The organism is Aquabacterium sp. (genome assembly GCF_048860245.1).
Classification (GTDB): Bacteria; Pseudomonadota; Gammaproteobacteria; order Burkholderiales; family Burkholderiaceae_C; genus Aquabacterium.
This window is the reverse complement of the sequence record NZ_JBLIZW010000030.1, coordinates 1-15,655: the sequence shown is the minus strand read 5'-3', so window position 1 is coordinate 15,655 and position 15,655 is coordinate 1. Positions and strand designations below refer to the sequence as shown.

Below are 15,655 nucleotides of genomic sequence, written 5' to 3'. Positions count from 1 at the left end.
CGGCTCACAATGCCGCCCCCCCTGCACGAGCACCCTGCCCGGTCTGAGCGGCCCCACCTTCAGCGCTGCCTGCGATCATGGCGGGCAACTGCCCCGGCTTCGCCGCCACCGCGGCATTGGGGTTCGCATTGGCAGGCTCAGAAGAAGCGGTGCTTGCATTCGAGATGATGCGCAACTGCAAGGCCACATTCAGCCCGGTGCTGGCCCAGCGCAACTCAAAGGTCTGGCCGTCCACCCGTCTTCGCTGAGCAGAATTGATCATCTTCTCCAAGCCAAAGCGGCCTGGCTCATTGAAGAACACCACGCTGCGACCATCATGGGTGACGCCCGAAATCTTGACGCCCGCCGTCCCTGGGCCCGGCCAGACAAAGTGCCCCCATGTGGCGACACCGTTGCGATACCGCAGGGTTTGCCCATCGACCTCCACGGTGTACTCCGACAGTCCAGGAGCAGGCACGGGCAGCATCTGAAACACCGTCTGCGCGTCTGAAGATGCACCACCGGCCCCACCACTGCCGCTGGCCGCACCTTGTCCACCCAAAGGCGCGACCCACGCTGCAACGCCGCCGGTGAATTCCGGGGTCAAGGTCACGCCCATGTCGGCCCAAGTGCGTGCGCTCAAGCTGTCGCCACGCTTCAAGACCAATGCGCCGAGAGACTGTTCGACAAACTTGGCCACGCTGCCCTCCACGCCAAACACCTTGGCCATTTCAGCAGGACTGGCCTCGATCTTGGCAGAACGATCAAACGGGTACTTCATCGACAGGGTCCGCTGATAGGGCTCGAACACCTGCGCCATCCAGACGCGATTGAGCTCGGCCTCGGCTGGCTTGACGATGACGGCAAACGCCTGCATCAAGGGCCGAACCAGCAGCGGACGCAGTGCCTGTCTGGCCGATTCGCTCATCCCGGTCAGCAATTGCTCATCCACCAACTTCAACGCTTCGGCCAATTCACCACTGCCCTCAAAGGTCTGCAGCATGAACTGACGTGCGGCAGGGCCAGGATCCCCTTGCGTCTTCATGTCATTGAAACGCGCACGGATCTTGGACAGCGCAGCCAGGTAAGTGCGGACCAATGGCTCGCCACCGTCGCGCGGCATCATGAGTCGGTTCAGGCTGGCAAATTCCTTCCCGATGGGACCCATGGGAATCTGCGCCTCACCTCCCAGACTGACACTCACATTGACGGGCACCGCAGCCGGGGCCATGCCCAAGACCTTTTGCTTGAACCATTCACCAAACGACTTCTTGCCTTCTGCCAGGCGGTCATTGAGCATCGACGGGTTATCCCAGGACGTTTGCTCATAAAGGGTCTTGAGTAACACGCCCACCGGCGAAGTGGTGGCATCACCCAGGCGATTCATGTGCACCACGGCCTGCTCAAAGCTGCCAAACTCCTGCACCGTGATGCCTTGCATGAACTTTTGCCACTCGCGCGCATAGTCCGCCTTGTACAACTGCGTCAGGGCTTTCTGGATCTGCTCCGGGCTCCCCTCCAAGGTCAGGTCATCTGCCACATTGGTTTTGAGCACCCAATCCGTCGACTGCAACTCCTTCTGGGCTGCGTTCTGGATGGCATCCTTCACGTACTGGTCCCAGGCCTCTTTGGTGAAGGCACCTGACACGGCATAGCTGCCCGCCACCATGTTTCGATCGGCGTCCGCGACATAGCGCGCGACGGTCACCGGCGCAAAACGCGTGGCAGCACGAGCCTTGATTTCTCCGTACACGCGTTCACGCGCAGGCATCCCCTTGATCACCCGACGCAGGTTCTCTCGGGTTTGGTCCAGCAAGGTCAGATTGAGCTCCTGCTGAGGAAACGCCGGATCAGCCATCTGCGCCATCGCGTACGACAACACCCGTTCTGCCCGCTGGATCAACTGTTCCCGAGGCATGTTGCCTCGGTTGGCATCCAGCCAACTGCGCCAAAACCGAGTGAGTTGATCGCTCATGTGTCCCGGCTCCAGACGATCTCGGTCACCCAGCATCAGGTAGGCCTTCAGCGCGTTATAGGCCTCCGTCACATTGGTACTGGATGCCGTCGAATACGGCACCCCAGCGGCGGGTGGATCTCGGTCCATCACTGTCGAGGCAGAGACGGGCGAGGCCGCCTCTGCAGCAGTCACCTGCTGGGCACTCGCCTCACCCGAGCGCTGAACGGGTCGCAATTCAGCGGCACGGGCATTCACTTCCGTCAAATACGATGCCATCGCTTGCGCTGATGGCTTGAGCAGCACGGCGTCCAGACCGTGGAAGTACTCTTCCTTCAAGCGCTCCTCGATGGCCTGACCTTGGTACAGCCCCCATCCAATCGACCAGGGATGTGCATCTCGGTACCGCTGCACTTGCTCCAGCCGATCCTGCAAGATGGCCAGTGCCTCGAGGCGTGAGGCCAAGTCCACCCGGTCGCTTTGAACTTGTCGGGCCTTGTTCAAATCGGCCTGGACATTGGCCACGAATTGCCGGTTCCCCATGTAAGACCAGGTCCATCCAGCCATGAGCATGCCCAGCAGCACCATGCCCCCAATGAAGCTCGCATAGCGCACACGCATCTTGGTTCGACTGGTGTATTGCTTGACCAACTCACGGTCGGCAAAGATCACTCTGGAAAAGAGCTCTCTCAAGAAAAAGCCACTTTGTGAATACACCGCTGCGGCAGTCCCAGGCAGGAGTTGCAAACCAAACTGATCGGCCACACGCTGACTGGCACGGCTGGTGGACTGCCCTTCTTGCACCGCACTGGTGAAATAGAAGCCCCGGAAAATGGGCTTGAACTGGTACGGGTTGTCCTCGAACAGCGTGTTGACGAACGTGCGCAGGGAAGGTTTGAGGGCAGCAAACTCCAGCGGAAAGGTCAAAACGCCCGGTGGCAATTGCTCGCCCCGATGCAGCGACATGCGCGCCACAGATGCGTCTTTGAGCCCTTGATAGAGCTTGTCAAAATGCACCTCAAACTGAGCCACCGCGTCCCCGTGATCGCCAGATGGCGTCATGGTGTCGTAAGGCAAGGTCGCCCCCCACACTTTGTCACGCTCCGAACGATCACGATCTTCAAAGAAGTCGACAAAGCCAGCGATCAGGTCTGCTTTCGTGAACAGCACATAGACCGGCACGAAGACTTCCAGTTTCTCTGTCAGCTCCTGAACCCGCTGGCGCAGTTTCCGAGCAAGGTCAATCGCAAACTCAGGCTTGTTGCTGCCCAACTCCGCGACACTGACCGCCACGATGACCCCGTTGATCGGCGCTTTGGGGCGATGCTTCTTCAACAGAGACAAGAAGCCCAACCACTCGCTGCGATCCTCCTCATGCACGGCATAGCGACCTGCGGTGTCCAGCACAATGCCTTCGGTTGTGAAGTACCAATCGCAGTGCCGTGTTCCGCCAATCCCTTGAATGACGTTGTCCGTGTGATCGGCAAACGGAAACTTCAACCCAGACTGCACGATGGCAGAGCTCTTACCGGCCGCCGGATTGCCGATGATGGCGTACCAAGGCAACTCGTACAGTGCCGCGGCACCCGACGTTTCGCCCAGCTTCGATCGCTTGATCAGCCTCACCGCTTCTGACATGCGCTCACGGACAGCCGCCACCTCATCCTGCTTGCCGGATGACGCTGCAGCCTGGACGGCCTTTTGCGCCTCGTCATCAAAGGCCTGCGCCATGGCCTGAGCCGCCTGACGCTCTTGCCAACGCTTGCGACCCCACACCCCCGCAGCTGCCAGCAGCAAGATGGCCACGATGGTGATGGCCCACACCATCCCCACACGCAAGGCATCGGCACCGATCAGCAGCAGGGCCGCCAATGCCAGCACGCCAATCACGGTGAGCGTGCGGGCGTCCAGAAGAAACTGCCAGATTCTTTGCATTCAAACTTCCATCTTTGATCAAGCTAACCGAGCGCTTAACTCGGTGGATGTCACCGCCAGCACGGTCCGGTGATGGGGATCGTGAACATGCGCAACCCATGCAGTCCCGCACGGGTGCTCGGTCGCACGCACCGCCGCCGCGGCCAAGGCGAGAGGCGCCAGCCAGCGCACCACGCCGAGGTCGCCGCAGGCATCCCCCAAGCGGATCACACTGGTCATCGGATCAGCCTCAGGCACGACTGCCAAGGCGGCTTCGTATAGCTCGGCCGTGCGACTGGCACGATGATCGGCATCCGAAATCACCTTGATTGCCGATGCCTCGCCAGGCCACTGCGCATGCAACATGGTCAACAAGTCAGACAACACACCACATCCCGAGCGCCCCAAGGCATCTGCAGACTTCTCTCGTTGCGCGCGGATGGACGGTCTTACACCCAGCATGTCAGGATGCTGAGACCCAAGCAGGTCTGCCGCCGCACGATTGGCGAACATCAGGCCGACGCCCCCCTCCCCCGGGATGCGCCCGGCCTGATGTTGGGCCGTAAACAACTCACCCCGGGCTTGCATGCGCGCCACTGCGTCGTCATCCAGCGCACTGTCTGCCGCGAAGATCATGAGCAGATTCGGCCGGATCTCTTGCCCCATATGGCTCAACACTTGATCCCACTCACGCCACCATCCCTGCTCGCCCTCGACGGCGCCGACTTGCCATCTCACATCCTGCACCTGATGACGATCCGCCCAATCGAACAGCACTCCGGATTGACGACGTACCCACTCGGTGGCGGCGTCTCGAACATCCGGCTGCCAATGCTGCGGCCAAATCAAGCGCACAGCCAGTTGCAGCCTGTGCTCAGCTTGGTTCACGCCACCTCGCGCAGGTTGCGCCACGCCAGAAAGGTGGTTGGGCATGGCGAATGAATCCTGGCGCTCCGTGTGGAGGTTGGAATTGATATCCTCAGACGACCAAGCTAAAGATCCGAGCGCATCGAGGATCTGCCGCAGGGATGGCGACAGCAACTGCAGCACCCTGACAACGTGTGCTCGCTTCAGGCAATCTGGCAAGTCAGGTTCTCCGGACCACCATGGATCGAGGTCAAGATCTGTGACGCGAGCAGAAAAGACAGGCAGATCATCCTGGTCCTTCAAGTTGGCATCCAGACCTGGGCGATGCACGCCCGTTCGCGCAGAGCGCCAGGCGCTGTCGGCATCGTTCCCCAGCGTCAGCGTCACGGCATCGGCCAAGAGCCAGGCCGCGTGTCCACGCGGGTGCGGATCATCCGAACCGAATGAAGCCGATGCATCCGGTGACGCAGGTGGTGCCGCTGGCAGATCCGCATGCACAGCGATTTGCCGAAGACGCTGCACGCCAAACAGCACCCCGATGAAGACGAGCGTCAGCGCCAGTGGCAGCACCCCAAGTTGCACCACGATCTGTCCCGTTGAGACATCAGAAGCGCCCTGCCAGCGCCACATGGACACCACCCAGACGATGATGGAGATCAACAGCCACAGGCCGCCGGCTTTCAGAACCTTGGTCATACATAGACTGCGATGCGAACAGCACCGATGCAACGAGCATCTGCGCCTGCTGCGTCTGACAGCGAGGGAGTCAGTGGGCGGTGGAAACGGCTTGCGCCGAGATCAAGGTGGCGCCACACGCACACATGTCGCCATGACGTGCAGCCGGTTGGCCGTCAATGAGCATGGTCGGGTCACCGGAAACAATGACCGTGGTGCCGTGGCTGCGCTTGGGGCAGGTCACTTGATCCCCCACACGCGCGATGCGCTTGCCATGTGTATCGGTCGTGCCAGATGCCCCAACGACCGTACCGCCGTGACTGGTCGTGTCCCCCAGGACAATGAATGGTCGGCCCATGGCCTCGCTCCCTGCTGCTTATAGGTCACGCACCCAATCGTTGTGAGTGCGGGCGCAGTCTAAGGTTGGGGGGGCATGAGCGTCTCCCCCGCTATTGGGGAGATGGCGTTACGAAGTGTGTCGTCTGCACTCAAGGGTTACGTGCGGCGCGCATGGCGGCCTTGATGCCGGGCTTGCGCCACTCGACGTGCCCAAAGTCTTGCAACTGCCAACGCCCACCCCACGTCAGCCCCAGACGTTCGGCCACTTGACCATAGAGTGCATAGCCACGCATCGCCCAGGGATCTCGCTCGGAGATGACCAGCTTGCCTTCTTTGAAAAACGCGCAATCGGCCGCCACACCGTACTGATGGTAGCTCTGCCAAGCACCAGCCATGGTGACGTGGGTCCCCTTCTGAGCCAGCATCGCTTGTCGCTCGGGACTCCGCCACCCTTCCAGCAAGGCCATGTCATAGCCGTGCTCGTCTTTCATGATCTTGAAAGCCAACAGCAGCAACTGCACAAACTCTGGGTCCATCTGATCCCAACGACGATCTGCCGATGCAAGCAAGGGGCGAGACATCTCGACCTCGGCTGACTGGAACGCTTCAGGCGGGAGCGGCGGTGGCGGCACCAGATGTTCGCCTTGCAGCAAATGTGCGACCTGCGTGTTGGCCGGCTCCACGCGGTCATCAAACCCGTCGATCGAACGTGTCCCCCATGCACCCCACGACAGCGCGAGACACACCGGCAAGGCCAATGCCACCACACTCCCCAGGACCAAGATGGTCCGTCTCCGAGCCACAAACAGCCGACCAGAACAGGTCTGCCACATCCAGTCACGCACCTCTGGAAAGGTCACCATGCCTAGGCCAAGCCCACCGACCATGAACAACAGGAGAACCCAGGCAGCTTGCATGATGCTGTAACGATTGTTTGCAACCCCGCCAATTGCGGTATGGACAGCAGATCGGCCGTCCCTAGAATGCGCCGATCAACAAAAAACAGGGAGTCAGGCGTGAGCCATGACCAAGGCAATCTTTTGCCTCCACACACCGCGCGGCCCATCCCTTCGGAAAGGCCGTCACTGGACCGACCCAGCCTGTTCGCAGGCATGGACACAGGGGCTTCAGGCGCGGACGATGAGCTTCAAAGCGTGCGCATTCTATCGACGCTGGAATCGTCCCGTCGATCGTCCAGACGGGGTGGGTCCGCCTCACGATCACGTCGCCGCAACAAAGGTCAGTCCTGGCAATCCAAAGTCCTGCTCGCACTGATGTTGGTGGGGATTGTGAGTGTCTTGGTCAGTTTTGCCATGGTGATCCAGGATGGTCATCCTGATGCGCCCAGCGTCGCGCCTACCCATCGCACTGCCGTAGCCGCGGCCACTTCGCATCCGGCATCATCAGGGCCGCACCCGCAGGCAGATCAGGTCGCCACCATCGAGATCATGGAGGCGGTGGGCCCAGCGGCCCCCATCCCCTCGACGCCCGCCAACGCCACACACGAGACGGTGTCCACGTCGCCCGCTGCGCGGACAGAGATCATTGCCGCCGTGGGCTCCACCAGCAACAAGCCACCATCGGCCATCAAGCCAGCCAAGCGCAAACATGCGGATGACGATGTGGCACTGCTGGAGGCCATGTTTGCGCACAGCAACCACCGTAAGCCGGGAGGACACACGCCCAGCGAAGACGCATGGCAGCGATGCGCCTCGCTGGAGGGGGCCGCTGCTTCGGCATGCCGCGCCAGGTATTGCGTTCAGCACGCCGGCGCGAGTGTTTGCAGCGAACACCACTGACTCTGTGACGGCATCCCTGTTTCGGGCAGGGAAACGGGCGGCCTCACAGGCAAAATACCGGCTGGCGCGCTAGGATGCCTTTTATCTGTAAGAGGCCCTGCCCCCAGGACGCGACATGACTTCTTCCAACTCTCTGCCCGACAACGCCGACTCTCCGGATGGTGTGCCGGTATCCGTCAAGATTCGCGAGCGAATCAAGGCGGCCCACAAGCGCTTTCACGCCAACGACAACATCGCCGAATTCATCGAGCCCGGTGAGCTGGACGCGCTGCTGGACGAGGTTCAGACCAAGATGCACGATGTGCTGTCCAGCCTCGTGATCGACACCGAAAGCGACCACAACACGCAAGATACCGCGCGGCGTGTGGCCAAGATGTATCTCAATGAGATCTTTCGCGGCCGTTACCAACCCGCCCCGCCGGTCACCGAGTTCCCCAATGTGGAGCGACTCAACGAGCTCATGATCGTGGGGCCGATTACCGTTCGCAGCGCTTGCTCACACCATTTGTGCCCGATCATCGGCCGGGTGTGGATCGGCATCAGGCCCAACGAGCACTCCAACCTCATTGGCCTGTCCAAGTATGCGCGGCTGATTGACTGGATCATGAGCCGCCCTCAAATCCAGGAAGAAGCCGTGACCCAAGTGGCCGACGTGCTGCAAAAGCGCATGAATCCGGACGGCCTGGCTGTGGTCATGGAGGCAGATCACTTCTGCATGCATTGGCGTGGGGTCAAGGACATGGACTCGAAAATGATCAACAGCGTGATGCGTGGATCGTTCCTGAAAGATCCGCATCTGCGCCGAGAATTCCTCTCTCTGGTCAACCATAAGAAAGGCTGATGCCATGCTGGTTCGCCTGCTGTACGCCAGTCGCAGCGCCGATGTGATGACGTCCGACGTCATTGACGCCATCCTCGCCACCTCGCGCAAGACCAACCCGGCTTTGGGGATCACCGGCTTGCTGTGCCACAGTGGAGACATCTTCATGCAGGTGCTGGAGGGGGGGCCGCGACACCGTGAATGCGCTGTACCGTCGCATCTGCGCCGACGCGCGGCACAAAAACGTGATCTTGCTGAAGTACGAGGAAATCACTGAACGTCACTTCGCGGGTTGGACCATGGGCCAGGTGAACCTGGAGCGCGTCAACCCGTCCATTCTGCTGAAGTATTCGGAACGAGCCGTGCTGGACCCCTATGCCGTGTCGGGCGACGCCGCCATGGCTTTGCTGGATGAGTTGCTGGCAACGGCCTCCATCATCAGCCGCTCCAATTGACGGTGGATTCACCCGGGCTCTTTGGGCTGGATTTCAGCTGCGCACCCAGTCAGCGCAAGCCTTTGACCTTGGCGCATGGGGCTCTGCATGGCCATGTGGTGCGCTTGACGGGTGTGTCAGAGTTGGACACGCTTGAAAAGTGGGCCAACCATCTGGGCGAAGCTGGCAACTTTGTGATGGGGTGCGATTTCCCATTTGGTTTGCCGCGGTCTTTTGTGGATGTCTTAAGAGAACATGGTCCGCAAGACCTTCGGCTGTGCCTGCAGACACCTTCACCCGCACACCCAGAATGCGACCGGCTGATCAGCGCGTTGCGGCACCACTGTGTCGATCGAGCCGGGTTTCAGGCCTTGATCGACGGGTGGGGAACCACTTGGCACCCAGAACGTGCCCCCGGCAGCAAATTGCCACATCGCCCGACCGATCAGGCCATGCCAGGCATTTCCAGCACCAGCCCGCTGCAAACACGGTACGTACCCGTCGGCAAGATGTACTTTGAGGGGTTCTGGCGTCTGGTTCAGGCCAATGTCAGCATCCCAGCGATGCGAGCCGGTCGAGACCATGCGATCGCACTGGAGGCCTACCCCGGCTTTCTGGCCCATGAACTGATTGGTCGTCGCAGCTATAAGAACGAATCCACAGACCATGCTGACCGACTCGTGGCCAGACTGACCATCCTGGATGCACTGGAAGCGGGACACAGCCGCCTTGGCCTGCGTCTGAAAATGACGCCGGCCCAGCGAGATCGACTGGCCGCAGATCACAAGGGCGATCAGCTGGATGCCGTGATGTGCATGATGCAGGCGGCATGGGCGCTGGTTCAGCATCAACAAGGTCATCCGTTGTGGGGCCTGCCCACATGCATCGACCCGGTTGAAGGATGGATACTCACGGCATGAGTGAAAACCTGATTTTTGAAACATTGGAAGTATTGGGCGAGCCCGCCGTGCGCGTGCAAGCTGCAGACGGCGCCCACGCCACCGTGTTGCTGCACGGCGCACAAGTGGTGTCCTGGGTGCCCGCGGGTGGCGAGGAGCAGCTTTACCTCTCACCCAAGGCGGTTGCCGGTGAGGGCAAGGCTGTGCGCGGCGGGGTCCCGGTGATCTTTCCGCAATTCGAGCTTCGCGGCCCCGACACCAGCCTGCCAAGACATGGCTTTGCACGGACGCGCCGCTGGACTGTCGAGAGCAGCCGTCGAGACAAGGACTGTGCCTTGCTGACCCTGGTGCTGGACGACAGCGCCGAGACGCGCGCCATCTGGCCCCACGCGTTCACTTTGGAGCTCACCATCTCCGTGGGGGCGGGTCGACTGGATCTGGAGTTGTACGCCCACAACCCGGGTGACAGTCGCTGGCCGTTTGCCGCCGCACTTCACACCTACCTGGGTGTGTCGGAACTGTCCCATGTGCGCCTGCAAGGGCTGGAGGGCTGCCGCTACGAGGACCGCGTGGTGGGCGGCGAAACACTGGAAGATCACCCGGAAAAACGTTTCCATGGTGAAGTGGACCGCATCTATGCGCACACGCGGGACTTGTTACTCCGTGACGGGCCGCGGCGCTTGAGCATCGAGAGCGCAGGCTTCTCGGACACGGTCATCTGGAATCCCGGCCCCGAGAAGTGCGCAGCGCTGCCCGACATGCCTGCCGAGGGATGGCAGCACATGTTGTGCATCGAAGCAGCACAGGTGCTCAAGCCGGTCACCCTGGGACCGGACGAAGAGTGGAGCGGCCGTCAGAGCTTTTCGCTGCTGGCGGCTTGATTCGCGGCCGACGGGGCCGATGCGTTGACGGGCGGATGAGCAGGCAATAACTGCTTGATGTCGGCCGTCAATGCGTCCACACCCATGCCATAGCGGGCAAACAGTCTCACCTGCCCCGTGGTGTCAAACACGTAGGCGCCGGCCGTGTGATCGATGGTGTAACTGCCAGATTTGGTCGGCACCTTTTGATAAAAGATCTTGAACTCGCGGCTGACCTTGTCGATTTCTTCTTGCGAGCCAGTCAGTCCCAAAAACGTCGGGTCCATGCTGTGCAAATACGCCTTCAATACCTGAGGCGTGTCCCGAGCAGGATCCACCGAGACGAACACCCCTTGCACCAACGAAGCGTCCACACCTAAACGACGCCGCACTTCGGCCAGTTCAGCCATGGTGGTGGGACACACGTCGGGACATTGGGTGTAGCCAAAGAACAGAAAAACGATCTTGCCTTTGAACTCGCTCAGGGAGCGAGGGTGCCCATCCACGTCTTTGAGTTGAAGCTGACGGGCGTAATCTGCGCCGGTGATGTCCACCGCATTGAACTTCAGCGCGCTGGCCGGCTTGGGGGCGGACCACTTGTCGCACGCAACCAGCGTGAACGCCAAGCCCAAGCAAGCGGTCGCCAGCCAAACGCGGCGATGGAGGGCAAACGGTGACTTGTGCATGAAATGAGTCAAGCGGGGTTGAATGGAGAGGATGCGCCGGACTTTACCGGTCACTCGCAAACAGGAAGCCGATGCAGCGCAAACTTTCAGCGTTTGTCACTGTGCCGGATCATTTGCTTCATGTCCTGAACAGAGAAGCGGGTTTCAGCCTCGACTTTGACACGTGGCGCACCTTTGATGGCGTGCCCGTAAATCAGCTCCAAGGTCAAGCCCACGCGCCCATCGGGTCGACCAAGATGCTGCTGAATGGCATCGATCAGTTGGCGCCGCCAGCGTGGCGTGCGCAAGCCGGCGAAGCGCCCCCACGCGACATTGCCCCCCCACGTTCGCACTTCGTCCAGCATGGCTTGCGGTGAGGCCCAAGTCAGCGTCAGACGCTCCATGTCCATGACGGGATCGGTGAATCCCGCCTTGGCCAGTTCGTCGCCCAGGTCATGCATGTCCACAAAGTCGATGGTGGGACGCGGCCAGCCCATCTGCTGATACAGCTGACGCAACTCTCGGGCCGTGTCGGGCCCCAAACCCGAGCACATCAAAAATCCCCCGACGGCCAAGTGCCGGTGCCAACGGGCCATCATGTCAGGCAGGTTGGCACTGCCGTGCAAGGTCATGTTGGCCCACAACAGGTCTACCCCATCGCCCGCCCAAGGCACATCACGGCCCACAGGCTCCAGAAAGATCTCTTCGGCCGACTTGCGCCACAGGGTGCGCCAGTCTCGGCGCGCATGCTGAGCCGCCGATGCGCGCATCCGGTCCGCCAGCGCCGCATGGGGTTCCACCATCCACTTCTGCGCATTGGGATAGTGTTCGGCCACGCTTTCAGATCCACCACCCAAGTGCGCAGACCAATGCAACCACCGCTTGGGCTCGATCCGGATGGGACCCAACTTGGCGGCCAGGCGTCGCGCCACCTCTTCATGCAGCCAAGGCGTCTGGGCCCGCCGCGCCAAGCGACGGAGTTGGCGATCAATCGCCTCAGGCTGTGGCGCGCACGCCGGCTGAGAAGAACTGACAGAACGTGAAAGATTCTCGGTCATCGCTGTAATGGGGCGGGTAAGTCCCCACTGCGGGTGATACCCATGGATCGGGGGGTCCCAGTATATTGATTCCATGTCTTCCGCATCGACCGATGGGCTTTACCTACCCTCTCGCCTGTCTCGTCTGAAATCTTTTCTGGCGTTGCCGACGCAATGCCGGTTGTGTCAGAGTTGGCAGTCCGAGCTGGTGTGTCAACCGTGCCTGACGCGCTGGCGTCAGCCGGGGATGCGGTGCGCGCGATGCGCCATCTTGCTCCCCCACCATGCCAACGATTCGGTTTGCCAAGCATGCCAGGAAGCCCCTCCGGAGTTTGACCGCACCATTGCTGCGCTGGACTATGCTGCCCCCTGGGCAGGGTTGCTGGCGCGCCTGAAATTCATGGATGACACGGCCTTGGCGCCGATGTTGGCCAGGCTGCTCAACGATGCGGTGTCGAAGCATCCCCATCCGGTCGATTTGATTGTGCCGATTCCGCTGTCCGTGAAGCGACAGCAAGAGCGCGGCTACAACCAGGCTTGGTTGATTGCGCGGCACCTGGCCCGCCTGCAGGGGACCGCCGCTCACCCGGATGTGTTACGGCGCACACATGAAACACAGCGCTTGATGAATCTGGATGCAGAAGCTCGCCGTCAACAGATCCGCGGCGCCTTCGTGATGAACCCCGAAGCTCTCCGCCAAATCCAAGGGCGGGACATTGCGCTCGTTGACGATGTGTTGACAACCGGCGCCACGCTCAGTGAAGCGGCCGCCGTGTTGCGCGAGGCCGGGGCACGGAGCATCACCGCATGGGTCGTGGCCCGCACACCCGCCCCCGAACAGCTGCTACAGGGGTCGACGGACTCCATTTGGCCCGAAACCGAACCTTGGGCCCGGCCCTCTCACCGCACCGGCACCCACAGCCGCTTCGAGTAACGCGCTTATTCGGCAGTCCACTCACCAATGAAGCGATAGCCCAGCGCCAGCAAGGTGGGGCCAAGAAACGCGCCAATCACCCCAAAAGCCAGCACCCCACCCAGCACCCCCATGAACACCACGGCGAACGGCAAGCTGGAGCCGCGGCTGATGATGAAGGGTTTGATGACGTTGTCGACGGTGCTGACGAGGAAAAAGCCCCAGGCCGCCATGAAAATGGCCCAGCCCACTTCTTGTTGTTGAAACAACCAGATGGCGGCACCACCCCAGATCAACGGTGGGCCGATCGGCAGCACCGAAGCAAAAAAAGTGGCCACGCCCAGCAGCATGGCGCCAGGCACGCCAGCAATCAGAAAGCCTGTAGACGCCAGCAGCCCTTGGGCCAGTGCTGTCCCCAGAATGCCGTAGATCACACCATGCACGGTGCCCTTGGTCAGGTCCAGCAGATAGTCAGCACGCGCGTGCCCCGCAAGACGAAGCAGCGCCACCCTGACACGGGCCGCCAAGGCCTCACCGTGCAGAAACAGAAAGAACGCCAAAAACACGGACAGGGCCACATCCACCACCCCTCGTCCGGCCACGCGCCCGGCGGTCAGGGCCATGCTTTGCAACGGCTCGGCCACCTTGTTGAGTTCGGCCATCAAGACTTTGCCGTTGTGGGCCATTTTTTGCCAGTACGCAAACATGGCTTGCCCGATCACGGGCAGATCTTTGAGCCAATCCGGCGCATCGGGCAGGCCATTGGCCACGATGCGGCTGGCAGCCTGACCCAATTCGTTGAGGTTGTCAGCCAAGCCCAAAGCCACGGCCACGACGGGCACCAGCAACACCAAGGTGATCAAACCTGTCATGGCTGCCGCTGCCATGGCACGACGACCACCGAATGCCTTGTCCAAGCGCAGCATGGGGGCCCAGCAAGTGGACGCCAAGATGGCCGCCCACGCCAAGGCGCTGAGGAAGGGCCATAGCACGAACACGCAGCCAATGCCCAGCAATGCCAGGGCCACGATGGCCAAGATGCGATCTGCGCGTGAAGTCACCACGTCGTGCTCCCGATGGTCAGTCATGCATCACGCACGTTTGGCGTACTGCGCTTGCGCTTGTGTCAGACGATCCACCACGGCCTGGCGCAAGCCGGCGGGCGACACGACCTTCACGTCCGGGCCAAAGCGCATCAGGTCCATGACCAGCTCGGTTTGATCCACGAAGGGCAACTCCATCTTCAGGCTACCGTCAGGCTGCGGCGTCAAGCGCTGCTCTGGATGCCATTCCTCACGCTGGACCCACTGCGCCACGTCGGCACTGAATTGCAGTGTCGCCCATTTCACCTGGTTGCCGGCAAAGATGCCATAACCGCCATCCAGCTCTTGCTCAACGCGCTTGAGCGACAGGTCTTTGGCCTTGGTGTCCAGCAACGTGGCTTGCTCCATGGCGTCCAACGCGAAACGACGCAGCTCGTCGGACTCATGGCACCACGCATCCAGATACCAGGTGTTGCGGTAGTGGATCAGGCGCTGAGGCGAAACCACACGCTCCGTTGCCTTCTTGCGTGAGCGCGTGAAGTACTGAAGATGCAAGCGCTTGCGCGCCAACAAGGCCGCTGCAACCGTCTCAAAGACCACACCGGGCACGGCTCGGCGCGCGGGGCTGATGATGCGCACACGGCGCATCACATCCTTGCTGGGGGTCGCATCGGTCCCCAGCAGTTGGTAGATCCGGTCCAGCAGCGGGGCCATGTGCCGGCTCAGGGTACCGTCCTGATCCAGCTGGGACAGCAACTGGTGCGCCATCAACATGGCATACAGCTCGCGCTCATCAAACCACATGCCGGGCAGCTCATGCTTGTCGCCCTGGTCGCCCTCATCCAGACGATAGGCATTGTCGTCACGGTGATAGACGATCGGCGCTCCCAATCGGTCACGCAAGAACTGAAGATCGCGCTTCAGCGTGGCGCGAGAGACTTCCAGCTCTGTGAGCATTTCTTCAAAACTGACTTGCCCGCGATTGCGGATCATCAGTTCGATCTTGTAGAAACGTTCGGTCTTGCTTCCCATGGTGTGCTGCTTTGGTCCGTGATCAATGAATGACTGATTGCGGACTTTAGCAGGCTGTTGTGGCGGCGCTGGCTCACCAAATAGTCATGTGCTTGGTCAGGAAGCGTTGCAACCAGTTTCTGGTGGCAGCATCCGAAACATCACCTTGGCCGCCCAACTCGTACCGTGCATTGAGCATATTGACTGACGACACGATGTTGCCTGGCCCAATGTCGTTGGGATTCACCACGCCCGACACCCTCAATGTGCTGACGCCACCGTTGAGTGCCACACCTTTCTCGCCAGCCACGGCCAAGTGACCGTTGGGCACCCGAGTTCGACACCAAATGCTGTAAGTGGTTGATTTGACTAGGTTGACCTAGTCAGCGTGCCACTACAGGAGGGATAACTGGAGTTCGTTGCTGAGCTTTTTGACCTTCAAGGCG

14 protein-coding genes and 1 pseudogene are annotated in these 15,655 nt (G+C 61.0%); 6 read left to right on the top strand and 9 right to left on the bottom strand.

Going from position 1 to position 15,655, the window contains the following annotated elements; genetic code table 11:
* Window positions 1-4: 4 nt before the first annotated feature.
* The 4 genes from tssM to ACMV18_RS03205 all read right to left on the bottom strand — a co-directional run bounded on the left by tssM (window position 5) and on the right by ACMV18_RS03205 (window position 6,591).
* Entirely contained in the window at window positions 5-3,868 is a 3,864-nt protein-coding gene (tssM, locus tag ACMV18_RS03220) for a type VI secretion system membrane subunit TssM (protein WP_420816655.1), read from the bottom strand.
* 18 nt (window positions 3,869-3,886) lie between these two features.
* Window positions 3,887-5,410, bottom strand: a complete 1,524-nt coding sequence (locus ACMV18_RS03215) for a hypothetical protein (protein ID WP_420816654.1) — start codon at window positions 5,408-5,410, stop codon at window positions 3,887-3,889.
* 70 nt (window positions 5,411-5,480) lie between these two features.
* Entirely contained in the window at window positions 5,481-5,747 is a 267-nt protein-coding gene (locus tag ACMV18_RS03210; RefSeq protein ID WP_374256128.1) for a PAAR domain-containing protein, read from the bottom strand.
* A gap of 130 nt (window positions 5,748-5,877) precedes the next feature.
* Window positions 5,878-6,591 (bottom strand): M15 family metallopeptidase, encoded by a 714-nt coding sequence (locus ACMV18_RS03205; protein WP_420816653.1) that lies wholly within the window; start codon window positions 6,589-6,591, stop codon window positions 5,878-5,880.
* Between the two features lie 426 nt (window positions 6,592-7,017).
* Here ACMV18_RS03205 and ACMV18_RS03200 point away from each other — a divergent pair, with 426 nt between their 5' ends.
* The 5 genes and pseudogenes from ACMV18_RS03200 to ACMV18_RS03180 all read left to right on the top strand — a co-directional run bounded on the left by ACMV18_RS03200 (window position 7,018) and on the right by ACMV18_RS03180 (window position 10,561).
* The gene (locus ACMV18_RS03200) at window positions 7,018-7,527 is read left to right on the top strand and encodes a hypothetical protein (RefSeq protein ID WP_420816652.1); all 510 of its coding nucleotides are present in this window, start codon (window positions 7,018-7,020) and stop codon (window positions 7,525-7,527) included.
* Between the two features lie 115 nt (window positions 7,528-7,642).
* Window positions 7,643-8,368 carry a GTP cyclohydrolase I gene (gene folE / locus ACMV18_RS03195; RefSeq protein ID WP_420816651.1) on the top strand — a complete coding sequence of 242 codons (726 nt, stop codon included), beginning with the start codon at window positions 7,643-7,645 and terminating at the stop codon, window positions 8,366-8,368.
* A gap of 4 nt (window positions 8,369-8,372) precedes the next feature.
* Window positions 8,373-8,802: pseudogene (locus ACMV18_RS03190) on the top strand (BLUF domain-containing protein).
* A gap of 2 nt (window positions 8,803-8,804) precedes the next feature.
* A complete protein-coding gene (locus ACMV18_RS03185) occupies window positions 8,805-9,701 on the top strand; it encodes a DUF429 domain-containing protein (RefSeq protein WP_420816650.1) in 897 nt (298 codons plus the stop codon).
* The gene (locus ACMV18_RS03180; protein WP_420816649.1) at window positions 9,698-10,561 is read left to right on the top strand and encodes a D-hexose-6-phosphate mutarotase; all 864 of its coding nucleotides are present in this window, start codon (window positions 9,698-9,700) and stop codon (window positions 10,559-10,561) included. The genes ACMV18_RS03185 and ACMV18_RS03180 overlap by 4 nt, the downstream gene beginning before the upstream one ends.
* Here the strand turns inward: ACMV18_RS03180 and ACMV18_RS03175 are convergent.
* Entirely contained in the window at window positions 10,534-11,226 is a 693-nt protein-coding gene (locus ACMV18_RS03175; RefSeq protein ID WP_420816648.1) for an SCO family protein, read from the bottom strand. The two genes, ACMV18_RS03180 and ACMV18_RS03175, sit on opposite strands and share 28 nt — an antisense overlap.
* Window positions 11,227-11,312: 86 nt before the next feature.
* The gene (locus ACMV18_RS03170; protein ID WP_420816647.1) at window positions 11,313-12,263 is read right to left on the bottom strand and encodes a methyltransferase domain-containing protein; all 951 of its coding nucleotides are present in this window, start codon (window positions 12,261-12,263) and stop codon (window positions 11,313-11,315) included.
* 73 nt (window positions 12,264-12,336) lie between these two features.
* Here ACMV18_RS03170 and ACMV18_RS03165 point away from each other — a divergent pair, with 73 nt between their 5' ends.
* Window positions 12,337-13,176, top strand: a complete 840-nt coding sequence (locus tag ACMV18_RS03165) for a ComF family protein (RefSeq protein WP_420816646.1) — start codon at window positions 12,337-12,339, stop codon at window positions 13,174-13,176.
* Window positions 13,177-13,181: 5 nt separating this feature from the next.
* Here ACMV18_RS03165 and ACMV18_RS03160 read toward each other — a convergent pair whose 3' ends face one another.
* From ACMV18_RS03160 to ACMV18_RS03150, 3 genes are all read right to left on the bottom strand, one after another.
* A complete protein-coding gene (locus tag ACMV18_RS03160) occupies window positions 13,182-14,243 on the bottom strand; it encodes an AI-2E family transporter (RefSeq protein WP_420816645.1) in 1,062 nt (353 codons plus the stop codon).
* A 3-nt stretch (window positions 14,244-14,246) separates the two neighbouring features.
* Entirely contained in the window at window positions 14,247-15,230 is a 984-nt protein-coding gene (locus ACMV18_RS03155) for a helix-turn-helix transcriptional regulator (RefSeq protein ID WP_420816644.1), read from the bottom strand.
* Between the two features lie 73 nt (window positions 15,231-15,303).
* Complete coding sequence (locus ACMV18_RS03150) at window positions 15,304-15,540, bottom strand: flagellar basal body L-ring protein FlgH (RefSeq protein WP_420816643.1); 237 nt, start codon at window positions 15,538-15,540, stop codon at window positions 15,304-15,306.
* Window positions 15,541-15,655 lie beyond the last annotated feature (115 nt).